5 protein-coding genes are annotated in these 12,583 nt (G+C 47.9%); all 5 read left to right on the top strand.

Annotated elements, in window-relative coordinates; all coding sequences use genetic code 11:
• Positions 1-28 precede the first annotated feature (28 nt).
• The 5 genes from FHS57_RS16675 (at position 29) to FHS57_RS16655 (ending at position 12,574) form a co-directional block, all read left to right on the top strand.
• Positions 29-667 (top strand): response regulator transcription factor, encoded by a 639-nt coding sequence (locus tag FHS57_RS16675; protein ID WP_183975586.1) that lies wholly within the window; start codon positions 29-31, stop codon positions 665-667.
• Between the two features lie 204 nt (positions 668-871).
• Entirely contained in the window at positions 872-2,518 is a 1,647-nt protein-coding gene (locus FHS57_RS16670; protein ID WP_183975584.1) for a hypothetical protein, read from the top strand.
• Entirely contained in the window at positions 2,478-7,109 is a 4,632-nt protein-coding gene (locus FHS57_RS16665) for a hypothetical protein (protein WP_183975582.1), read from the top strand. The genes FHS57_RS16670 and FHS57_RS16665 overlap by 41 nt, the downstream gene beginning before the upstream one ends.
• Positions 7,110-7,128: 19 nt before the next feature.
• Complete coding sequence (locus tag FHS57_RS16660) at positions 7,129-9,111, top strand: fibronectin type III domain-containing protein (protein WP_183975579.1); 1,983 nt, start codon at positions 7,129-7,131, stop codon at positions 9,109-9,111.
• A 13-nt stretch (positions 9,112-9,124) separates the two neighbouring features.
• On the top strand, positions 9,125-12,574 hold the full coding sequence (locus FHS57_RS16655; RefSeq protein ID WP_183975577.1) for a fibronectin type III domain-containing protein: 3,450 nt from the start codon (positions 9,125-9,127) through the stop codon (positions 12,572-12,574).
• The last annotated feature ends 9 nt before the right edge of the window (positions 12,575-12,583 follow it).

Here is a 12,583-nt window from a genome sequence, read left to right as displayed (position 1 = left end):
TACCTTTGCCTAATAAACGAGAATTACCATGCCACGTATTTCGATTTACGACGACAACGATTCGTTTAGACATACCATCGCGCTCATCATTGAACTGAGCGATGGTCTTGAGCTGGTAGGCTCGCATCCTGATGCTACGCGGGTGCTCGAAACCGTTCAGGTTGAAAGGCCCGAAGTGGTTTTAATGGACATCGAAATGCCGTCTCGAACGGGCATCGAGGCCGTGGCTTTGTTGCAACAGTTGACTTCTCCTCCCAAAGTGCTGATGCTGACGGCCTACGAAGATACCGAAAACGTCTTTGCGGCCATCGAAACGGGGGCGGTGGGCTATTTATTGAAGAAAACTCCTGCCGAAAAAATCATTGAAAGCATTGACGAAGTACTGCAAGGCGGTGCGGCCATGAGCCCGAGCATTGCGCTCAAAGTGTTGGGGGCTTTCCGAAAACCCAAACAAAAAATAACCTACGACCTGACTCCCAAAGAAATAGAAGTGCTGCATCGCTTGGTTGAAGGCGATAGTTATAAGCTCATTGCGCACCACTGTCAGATTAGTATCAGTACCGTACAGACGCACATTATGCGGATTTACGAGAAACTTCAGGTCAATTCCAAAGGCGAAGCCATCAATAAAGCCCTTCGCGAAAATGTCATTCAGCTTTCTCGCTGACCGTTAACTCAATTCCTACGACCGTTTACTCAAAACCTATTCTCAAAAAATATACTTTTAGAGAATAGGTTTTTGTTTTAATTGTCTGTCTAATAGGTATTTATGCTTTTTTAAATATACGCGAGTAGTTCTACGGTCATATATTTATACGATTGACGAACCTATATAAATGGGCTATTTTTGTTCTACCCAATAGCAAAAACTATGCGCCGATTTCTACTGTTTTTGTGTTTTATCCTGAGCAATGCCATCTATGCTCAAAACTCTTCCTCTCAGGCTGTGAAGTTGTCGGGCGGGTTAAATGCCTACGCGGGACTTTACCAAGCCAGCGGTATTGACGCTCGCAACCAAACCACACCCTTCGGACTGAGCGGTTCGGTCAATGTGGCCTTGCCAGGGGGTGTCTCGTTGCCCTTTTCGATGGTCTTAGGAAACCAAGGAGCTAACTTTCGTCAACCTTTCAATCAGTTTGGCGTAAGTCCTACCTACAAATGGGCGATGGTTCATGCGGGGTACCGCAACGTCCAATTTTCGCCCTTTACCTTGGCGGGGCACACGTTTTTAGGGGGCGGTTTTGAGATAAATCCTGGAAAACTACGTCTGGGAGCAGTGTATGGGCGATTCAACAAAGCCATTTCGACCGACCTCGCCAACCCCGACCAAGCACTGCCTTCGTTTAAGCGGACGGGCTACGCCGTAAAATTGGGCTACGGGACAGCTTCCAATTACGTTGATTTGAATTTGCTCAATGCCGCAGACGATCAAAATTCCATCACCCCCAACGAGTCGATTGCACCTGCCCGCAACACCGTGATAGGGCTTACGTCGCGGTTTACGCTCGTAAAAAGAGTGTCGTTTGAATTGGACGCTGCGGGGAGCGCCTACACCCGCGATACCCGCGCGCAGTTGATTCCGTTGGAACAAGGCTCATTGCTTAAAGCTTTCACCGTTTTTATGCCTGCTCAGCTCAGTACGCAGTTGACGACGGCCCTCCAAACGGCCGTGGGCTACCAAAACAAAGTGTTTGGCCTCAAACTCCAATACAAGCGCATTGATCCCAATTTCCAGACGATGGGGGCGTATTATTTCCAAAGCGATATTGTGAGCTATACCGTAGCCCCAAGTTTCAATTTGATGAATAGCAAACTGCGGATTATGGGAAGTTTGGGGATTCAGAAAGATAATTTGGCCCAAAACAAAAACGCCCAGACGGGCCGTACGGTTGGTTCGGCGGTGGTGTCGTTCAACCCCTCCACTGCCTTTGGGCTCGACCTACAGTTTTCAAATTATGGCATCAGCCAACAAGCAGGGTTGCGGCCCATCATCGACACGTTGCGGTTGGCACAAAACAACTTGAGTCTGATGGGAAACTTGCGTTATAATCTTCAAAATGAGTCTGTCTCTCACTTGTTTACGCTTACGGTCACGCACCAACAACTGTCGGATTTGAACCAAAATACCGCCGAGTTTACCCAAAACCAGAACCAAAATGTGAACCTGAGCTACTTCTTTACGCAATTGGAATCAGGTTTTGGAGCCAATGCCACCGCGAGCTATACCCAGACGTTTTTGCCCCAAAATCAAACGGTTCGGTTTTATGGGCCTACGGTGGGGGTAAATCACACGTTATTGGATAAAAAACTGAACGTATCGGCCAGCGGAAGCTATTTGTTCAATCAACAATTAGGACAAAACGGTCAAGTCATTAATGGTTCGGCCAACGCGAGCTATCAGCTTGGCAAGCGCCAGAGCTTGAGTTTACAACTAGGATACCTTAACTCAAATACGGGACAACCCGATCAAAAATTCAATGAACTTAGAGGCTCACTTGGTTATGGAATCTCGTTTTAACCCCCTCTCAACCTCTCCCAGTAGGGGAGGAGTTGGGCATCCGCAGCGAATTTTAAACCCGTTTATTTTGATAATAGGGTTGATTTGTGGTGCTTTTTTAGCGCCCATTGGGGGTTGGGGGCAGCAAGTGCAGGTAACGGTCAACGTATTGCCGCCCTACAGCGCCTATTTGCAGGACTACCCAGGCCGAGGTAATCAAGTCCAAATCTTTGTGCGGAATACGACTTCGGCGGCGTTGGAAGTTCGCTTTTTGGGAACGATTACGGGCGACAATGGCGTGCGGATTGCCACGCCACAAAACTTCCGTCCGTTGGTGCCGCTGCGGTTGGCTCCCTTAGAAAACAAGCTACTGACGCGTTCGGATTTGGAAGGGTTATTTGATTTGGGGCAAATTGAGGTCCAAGGCGTGGACAAAGCCCAACTTTACCGTGGAATGCCCCTGCCAGAAGGCAATTATCAGTTGTGTATTCAAGCCTTCGACAACCGAAGCAGCCGTCCTCTGTCGGCCGATTTTCCGTTGGGATGTAGCGGGTTGTTTACCCTCAGAAGCGTGGAACCTCCGATGCTCATTAATCCCATTTGTGACAGTAAAGTCGCTGCCAATACGCCACAAAATGTCATTTTTTCGTGGACGCCACCCGTGGGCGTATCGCCCGCGCAGGTGAGTTATACGCTGAGAGTGATTGAATTACCCGATGTTCAGCCAGTAGCCGAAAATGTCCTGAACAATCAATCCAACGTAATCAGCGGTTTCCCGAACAGCGGTCAGGATAAAAAGCCTACCTCTAAACCTACCAAAATTGAAACAACAGAAATTAAAGTAAATACATCCAATGCTCTATTGGGATACGACCCCAACGTTTTTATTGATGCCGTAGTGCTGCCGCCATCGGGCGTAGAGGTGAAAAACATTCGGGTAAACTCATTTTTATACGGTCCCAACCAGCCTGCCTTGAAGGTGGGCAAACGGTATGCCGTGCGCGTTCAGGCGTTTGACGCTTCGCGAAAAATCAATTTTCTGAACGAAGGAAAAAGCCCCGTTTGCTATTTTACGTACGGAGAAGATACAACTCCGAAAAATGATACGCCGACCATAGTCGAGGTTGCCAAAGAGTCCGCTAAAAATGTCAGTATGAACGGCTTCGAAATGGCGGGGTTCAGGGTCGCCGTCAGTCTTACTCCTAAAGATGTACTTAAACCTATCAATAAGAAAGCTAAGCTTTATATCAACGATAAAACAAGTGTACCGGTTGTGCTTGAAAATGTGGTGGTGAAATCTTTTCAGCAAAACAATAAAGTGGAGTTAAAAGCTATCAGCGGCAAAGCAAAAACAGAAGAAGGGGCCACGCTTAAATCGTTTATCATAGCTGTAAGCAGTGAATTGGAAGGCGAAGCGCGCTTTGAGCCCAAATTGTTGGAAGTAATTGCAGATTTGCAAACGGAGGCACCGTTGGACAAACAATTGGATAATAATGCTTCGGTTTTTGAGAAAGCCAAGGCAGGGCCTTTGCAATCAGCCAAAGTATTTGGTCGAATCATCTGGTATTCACTCATAGATGCCGAAAAGGAACTGTCACTACCAGCTACGGGAGGGGCGGTTGTGGTGGAAATGAATAAGGACGGCGTGGCCAAACAGGCCCAAAAAAATGCCGCGAAGGGAGTGAGTGAGGGCTTGGCGAAAAACCCGAACCTAACTCAAACAACTACATCGGAGACTTTAACAGAAGCCAAATTTACGCCTGGTCCGCAAAAATTAACTACCAAAAACGAGTGGTTTGCACTTGAGGTTCACAATGACAAATTTCTCCTGAAAGGCACTGCCGCGTTGGCAAAGGACTATCAGTTTAAACTGTCCATGCCAACTGACTATGAATTGAAACTGTCGGGGGTATTATCGTTGGGGGTAAATGATATCTCTCAGGTAACGGGGGAATTAAGCGGGATAGTAATGATTCCTCATTTGAAAAGTAATGCACTGATCCCTAAATCTTCGTCTGGTTCTCCATCCACTACGGCTTCCAAGCCGAATACAAATGTGGGTGCCGGGGTGGGGACAAAGCCTATATCCAAAAACGGCATCGGTACAGACGCAAACACTTCAAAGGCATTGGAGGATCCGCTTTTATTCAGTACCGTGGGTCTCATGATTCCTTTTACCAACAAAACAAGTCTGGCTTTTGATGCAAAAATTGATGAAACAACCATCACCCTTAACAAAGACGCATCCGTAAAACTCTCCTTTGATTACGCGGTGGTTTCATTGGGACCCGTAAAACCCGCACAGGACCTGAAGATCAATACCCCTTATGGCCTTTCGATGCCTTATGCTAAGGTCGATTTTACGGCCGGAGATAAATCTGTCTATACATTCAGCGTCGGCAGTGCGTACGATAACGGTGTTTTGTGGGTGAAGGCCGAGGAGACGTCGTTCAGTAAAAAAGGGCTTTATGAAGGCTTTCAGGCCAAATTTACTAAAGCCCGACTGGATGTTTTTGAGGGGAAGCTCTTTGAAGCAGTAGTGTATGGCGATGTGTTTGTTCCGTTCATTAACCAAAAATGCAAACTTAATCTCTTTGCCGATAAAAACGGTTTTCAGTACGCATCGGTCAGTAAGTTTGCGAAGCAGAAATTCATGCTTTACGGCAAAACTCAAACCGATAAGGCCGAGATTGAGATGTACGATGCTTATTTTAACAAAGGAGCAGTGGCCATCACCGGTTCTTCGCTGAACTTTTACAATGCGGAAGATGAAGATCGAAATATCTACCTTAAAGATATGCCTATGCCGCCTCTCTACATTTGGCCAGATGGTAGGGTCAGCAATTTGGAGAATACCACCAATTATACTCCTTTGGATAACCAGGTGACTGGAAAATACAACGGATTCAAATACAAAGTCACTCAAACGGCACTTTTCAGCGATACCAACCCTAAAAAATACCATTTCTTTGTTTTCGGTGATTTTGTTTTGGCCGATAACCTGGCCGGTGTAGGTGGAAAACCCATTCAAAAATACACTCACCTTTCGTACATTGATAATACCGTCGTCAACGATCCTTTTCCTGACGGCCCCAAATACAACGTTCCCGACAAACCCGTTGATCAGACACCCGTTAATCCGACGAAAAAGGCGGGTGGCCCTGCCTGGGACGATGATGATACTGGCAGCGGTCTTTTTTATATCGCAAGCAACACAGCTGCTGCTGAAGAACCCAAAATTGAATTTGACCTCGACAATAAGTGCGTAGCCGTGGGTGGTTTTGAATCGTTGCCTATCAGTTTCGGCCAAGTTTGTTTTCAATATTATAGGGATGATCCTACCTGGGGAACCGGTTTTGGAGTATCGGCAAAAGCCACCCTCAAACAACCGGCATCTATTGGTTCTGTCGATGCCCGATTAAAAGCTGGAAAGCGTAAGCAGGATGATTTCACGTATTGGTTTGCGGAGTTTGGCGTAATGAATTTGAACCCGGCCATTGATATATTTCTTGATCTGGAGATCTATGGGTTCAGGGGAAGAGTGTATTATAATATGGAGCATACAGCTGGCTCACAAAGCATCAACGATGCTGATTATATTCCCAAAAAAGGAGGAAGTTTGGGTCTTTATGCCTTTACACCCATCCGTACGAAAGACCGTACGCTTTTTTGGGGCGACGTAGCTACGGAATTGAGCATCGGAAACAAAACCCTTAAAATAGAAGGAAACGGACGATTTATTTCCTCTACCATGGACGGTGAAAATACTCGTGGTAGTGGAAAAGTAACCTTAGATTTTGATTTCAAAAATAAAACCATTCTGGGACAGGCTACCCTGACCAATCTGGATCTCGGTGCTGGTTGTGTCAACGGCGGAGCAACGATTTACCTGAGTCCCCAAAACTTTGTCTTGGCCGTAGGAGGACCATCCAAGACGCTTAATCTCAAAGCTTTTTGCGGTACATTCGGTGATTTATCGCCTCATGTAGATATGTACATGGCGCTGTATGCAGTCAGTAATGATGAAATCAAAAAGATACCGAGCATTGCCTGGGTTCCCAAAGGAATAGGTGCTGTAGTATATGAAAAAGGCACAGTATTCAAATTCAATACCGCTGACTACACGGATACCGACTACGGGCTGACGGCCTCAGCTTATCAGGAGGCCACGATTACGGCTACGATTTCTCCCGAATTTAAAATTTTTGCAAAGGTTGGAGCGGCATTAACCGCTGCCGCTTTCTACAAAGATTACAGTTTTGATTTGGTCAATGAAGCCTTGGAACTTCAGTTCATGTTGCCCGCTCCTATCTGTGTTTCAATCGGCAAAAGCATTTGTATCGGCGGCATCGGCGGCTTTGTCTTTACGGGGAAAGTAAGCATCCCTGGAGGCCCTGCTATCTTTTCGGGCATGTGTGACGGCACTTATCCTGCGGAATGCAACGGACTACTTAATGTGCTGATTAAAGGTCTGAAAAAAGCGGGTGAGTTATTGGGCGATGGGGCAGAAGCGATCGGAAAAGCGCTTGGAGTGGCGGCCGAATGCGTATCCGATCCTTTGGATTGTGCCGAGGATATTGGTGGGGCGATCGTCGATTTTTTCAGTTGGTAATCTCTTCGAATCTAAGATCATGAAAAATATACTTCTTTTATTGGCCATTTTTGGAACCACTGCCAATGGCTTAGCCCAGCAGTTTTTCTACGCAGGCAATACGTCTGTGCCCACTGCTATTCAGTTAAAATGGACACGAAGCAGTCCGAAATTCAATGTTGAGTTTGAGATTTATCGAACGGTGAAAGGTGAAAAGAATTGGAAAAAAATAAACAGCAAACCCATTCGCCCTTTCGACCCTGCTCAGCCCTCTCCCGACAAAAACGCCAACAGCGCGGATTGGACCATGTATCAACAATTCCGTGCGCTTAAATTTAACAACAAAAATGACCAACGAATGGCCGAGATCGGTTTTTATGGTCAAGCGATTCTTAACAATAACCTGGCGCGCTATGCCGGCTTGTATTATAAAGACGAAACGGCAGTTGTCGGACAAACCTATGTGTATATGCTGGTTGTTTCTGACGGCACCAAAAAGCTTCCAGCGGCGTTTTCCGAGCCCATTATGGCCAGGGCTTTTCAGGCCCTGAAGGCCCCCGAAGGTCTGTTGACCAAAGCGGGAAATCGCAGTGTCACGCTTACCTGGAAACGAAGCGACCATTTTCTGTTCTATCATGTGTTTCGTAAAAAAGGCTACGAAAAAGAAATTCAATTGACCAAAAAGCCAGTTTTGGTTCCCGATGCCGTGGATGGAAAAGATTTTACACCTTCTTATACCGACAGCGATACGACCTTGCAGGGAGGAATGGCGTACGGCTATCGGATTGTCGGGGTAGATTATTTTGGCAATATGAGCGAATATAGCCTGCCGAGTACGGCTTTTGTGCGCGACCTCAACCCACCGCAAGCGGCACAGGAGGTTACAGCCATCAAGAATGGAAATAAGGCGGTTATCAGCTGGAAATCTTCTCCTTCTGCCAAGTGCATCGGTTACAATATCTACCGCAGTTTTCTCATCAATGGAAATTACGTCAAACTCAATACGGCCTTATTACCGCTCGGAACCAGTTCGTTTGAAGACCTGATTCAGAACGAAAACCTTACGCATCATTATTACGTGGAAGCCGTTGATGATTTTGGCAACAAAGCAGTTTCCAACATTGCCCGGATCATAGGCGTGGACACCACTCCACCCGCCGCACCGGTCGTGTCTGAGGCAAAAACAGGTAAAGGGGTTGTTTCCATCAAATGGCGGACTAATACCGAAAAAGATGTATTGGGCTACCGCATTTATCGCTCCATTACGAGTGATGCCGAAAGTTTTAATCTTATTCATGTAAAGCCCATCCGTCAGGCAGCCTTTTTGGACTCGCTGCCTCCGGTGGCGCAGAATCGATTTTACTACAAAATCACTGCCGTTGACAGTGCATACAATGAAAGTATCGGCACGGTAGTAGCCCTTAAATTGCCCGACATTGTTGCGCCCCATGCGCCGATCCTGACTGAAATTGCTCTTGATAAAGGAAAAGTAACACTGCAATGGGAAACACCGCCCGATTTGGACCTGAAGGGTTTTACGATCCTGCGCCGAACCGTGAGTGATACCGCTCGGGAGTTTACAAAAATTACGTCTGCGTTGATTTCTCCCAAAGTATTTTCCTTTACGGATGCGTCTGTACAAAGCGGGCGAGGGTATGAATATGTGCTTACGGCCGTCGATAGCAGCGATAATTCCTCGAAGCATTCCGCTCCCAAGCTACTGTATGTAAGCGGCAGCGAAAATCTCGCCATTCCGCAACTTCTTACGGCTGACTACGACAGTTCATCGCGAGTCATCAAAATCCACTGGCGTATGGTAGGCAAAGACACGGCAGTACGGCGCTACCTGCTCAAAAAGGAGAATGACGGGAATTTTATGCCGATTCTGTTAAGAGAGGAACGGGATGAATACCTGCTGCGGGAGGTAGAGCCCAACAGCGGAGAATATCGATTCAAGATCCGACTGCTGGCCGCCAACGGCACCTTAGTTGAGAGCAACGAACTGAATATTACGGTCAGATAGAATTCTCTTCCCCATGAAAAAGCTATTCTTATTTTTAGTATTTATCAGTTTTGGGAAAGCCTTTGCCCAAAGCGAAGCACCTTCCAATTTGGCCGCGGTTGCCGTTTCGAGCAAACAGGTTAATTTGAGCTGGAAAGATAATTCGACTCGGGAGTTGGGCTTTGAAATAGAGCGCTCAACAACTTCTGAAACGGCGGGTTTTACAAAATTAGGAGAGGTAGCAGCCAATGTTGTTTCTTATACCGATGCCAATCCGCCCGCCAATACGTATAGTTATTATCGGGTAAGGGCGAAGTTGACAGCGACCACTTTTAGCGGTTATTCCAACGTGGTTTATGCTTTTCCGCCCGTTGCGCCCAACATTTCAAAAATTGAAGTGAAAGGGACAAACTGGATTGCGATTACGTTTAAGGTGCAAGGGGGAAAAGAAAACGGCAATGTCGTTATTCAGCGTCGGCAAGGGCAGGGTGGAGCATGGAGTACGATTGGTTCGTTTGATTCCAACCTTACGTTTTATGATGACCAAACCGTTCCGTTAGACAACACGGAGTACTGCTATCGGGTGTCTTGGACGGGAGCTCCCAATGAGTATTCTAATATCGCCTGTGCCACTACGCTCGCTTCGCCACCTAACCCCCCGACCAATCTTAGCGCTGTAGCGGTATCGTCAAGCCAAATCAACCTTAGCTGGACGGATGCTTCTAATAATGAGTCAGGTTTTGAAGTTTTTCGCTCTACTGACAATGCTAATTTTTCTAAAATTGCTGATGTAGGTGCCAATGTAACGACCTACGCCAATGCGGGGCTGAATGCTTCTACCCGTTATTATTATTATGTAGGTTCTCAACGGGGCGGAACGCCTTCGCGCACCAAATCCAACACCGCCGATGCTACCACGCAATCGGCCTTGCCCAATGCCCCCGCGCGCTTAACGGCCAACGCCACAAGTAGTTCCCAAATCAATCTTTCGTGGGCAGATTTGTCAGACAATGAAACGGGTTTTGAAATAGAACGTAGTACGGATAGCCGAAATTATAGCAAAATAGCCGACGTAGGGGCTGGAACGACGACCTATGCCAATACGGGACTTGTTAGCAATACGCAATATTGCTATCGGGTACGGGCAAAAAATGGAGCAGGAAATTCGGGTTATACCGACCCCGCTTGCGCCACAACCCAAGCACCACCCGTAACCATTCCTCGTCCGCCGAGCGGCTTGACAGCCACAGCGACGAGCAGCAGCCAAATCAATTTGAGTTGGACGGACAATGCTTCCGACGAAACGGGCTTTGAAATAGAACGGAGTACAGACGGGATAAATTTTGCCAAAATCGCGGATGTAGGTGCCAATGCGACGACCTATTCGAATACAGGTTTAAATGCTTCGACGCGTTATTGGTACCGCGTTCGAGCCAATAATTCAGCTGGAGCGAGTAGTTACACTAATGTCGCGGATGCTACAACCCAAGCGCCACCCGTAACCATTCCTCGTCCACCGAGCGGCTTGATAGCCACGGCGACGAGCAGCAGTCAAATCAATTTGGGTTGGGCGGACAATGCTTCTGACGAAACAGCCTTTGAGATAGAACGGAGTACGGACGGGACAAATTTTGCCAAAATCGCGGATGTAGGCGCAAACGCCACGACCTATTCCAATACGGGCTTAAACGCTTCGACGCGTTATTGGTACCGCGTTCGAGCCAATAATTCAGCTGGAGCGAGTAGTTACACTAATGTCGCGGATGCTACAACCCAAGCGCCACCCGTAACCATTCCTCGTCCACCGAGCGGCTTGATAGCCACGGCGACGAGCAGCAGTCAAATCAATTTGGGTTGGGCGGACAATGCTTCTGACGAAACAGCCTTTGAGATAGAACGGAGTACGGACGGGACAAATTTTGCCAAAATCGCGGATGTAGGCGCAAACGCCACGACCTATTCCAATACGGGCTTAAACGCTTCGACGCGTTATTGGTACCGCGTTCGAGCCAATAATTCAGCGGGATCGAGTAGTTATACCAACGTGGCGGATGCTACTACCCAAGCGCCACCCGTAACCATTCCTCGTCCGCCGAGCGGCTTGATAGCCACGGCGACGAGCAGCAGTCAAATCAATTTGGGTTGGGCGGACAATGCTTCTGACGAAACAGCCTTTGAGATAGAACGGAGTACGGACGGGACAAATTTTGCCAAAATCGCGGATGTAGGCGCAAACGCCACGACCTATTCCAATACGGGCTTAAACGCTTCGACGCGTTATTGGTACCGCGTTCGAGCCAATAATTCAGCGGGATCGAGTAGTTATACCAACGTGGCGGATGCTACTACCCAAGCGCCACCCGTAACCATTCCTCGTCCGCCGAGCGGCTTGACAGCCACGGCGACGAGCAGCAGTCAAATCAATTTGGGGTGGACAGACAATGCTTCCGACGAAACGGGCTTTGAAATAGAACGGAGTACGGACGGGACAAATTTTGCCAAAATTGCAGAGGTAGGCGCAAACGCCACGACCTATTCCAATACGGGCTTAAATGCTTCGACGCGTTATTGGTACCGCGTTCGAGCCAATAATTCAGCAGGAGCGAGTAGTTATACCAACGTGTCGGATGCTACTACCCAAGCCCCGCCCGTAACGATTCCTCGTCCACCGAGCGGTTTGACAGCCACGGCCACCAGCAGCAGTCAAATCAATTTGGGGTGGGCGGACAATGCTTCCGACGAAACGGGCTTTGAAATAGAACGGAGTACGGACGGGACAAATTTTGCCAAAATCGCGGATGTAGGAGCCAATGCGACGACCTATTCCAACACGGGTCTGAATGCTTCGACGCGTTATTGGTACCGCGTTCGGGCTAAAAATTCAGCAGGCGCGAGTAGTTATACCAACGTGGCCGATGCCACTACTTTATTGGCGGTTCCTGCGACTCCGACCAACCTCACGGCTGAACTCGCAGATTATGACCAAATTCGATTGACGTGGGGAACGCTCTCGAACGCCACCAACGTCCTCGTTGAGCGTTCAACCAGTCCTACTACGGGCTTTGCGCAAATTACGCAGCAACCTGCTACGAGTACGTCGTACGTGGACCTTGGGCTCAACGAACAAACTACGTATTATTACCGCATTCGCCTTTCTAACGCCGCAGGGAACTCAGGATACAGCAACGTAGTGAGTGTCACTACGCCCGAAGTCGTGATTTCGGTGCGGCCGCAGTTGTCGGAAGTAGGCTTGACTTTGGTTGCTTACGGCCAGACGTTACGCATCCAAAACGAGCGTTTTCAGCCGTTAGAAATCGACTGGAAAATAATGAGTTTGAATGGACAACCCCTCAAAACCGACGCGGGGATTGTGGCAGGAAAACAGGCGTGGATACACGACCTAAGTGCGTTGAGAGGAGGCGTGTACGTGGTCATTGTTAATGCCGAAAATCATGTTTTTTCAACCAAAATTGTGCTCAATTAATTCTCAAAG

Origin of the sequence: Runella defluvii (assembly GCF_014195535.1) — a bacterium.
Classification (GTDB): Bacteria; Bacteroidota; Bacteroidia; order Cytophagales; family Spirosomataceae; genus Runella; species Runella defluvii.
This window is presented reverse-complemented; position numbering and strand designations above follow the sequence as displayed.

Excerpts from the sequence above, each read along its gene's own strand:
- FHS57_RS16675 (WP_183975586.1), top strand. The coding sequence starts at position 29 with ATGCCACGTATTTCGATTTACGACGACAACGATTCGTTTAGACATACC.
- FHS57_RS16670 (WP_183975584.1), top strand. The coding sequence starts at position 872 with ATGCGCCGATTTCTACTGTTTTTGTGTTTTATCCTGAGCAATGCCATC.
- FHS57_RS16665 (WP_183975582.1), top strand. The coding sequence starts at position 2,478 with ATGAACTTAGAGGCTCACTTGGTTATGGAATCTCGTTTTAACCCCCTC.
- FHS57_RS16660 (WP_183975579.1), top strand. The coding sequence starts at position 7,129 with ATGAAAAATATACTTCTTTTATTGGCCATTTTTGGAACCACTGCCAAT.
- FHS57_RS16655 (WP_183975577.1), top strand. The coding sequence starts at position 9,125 with ATGAAAAAGCTATTCTTATTTTTAGTATTTATCAGTTTTGGGAAAGCC.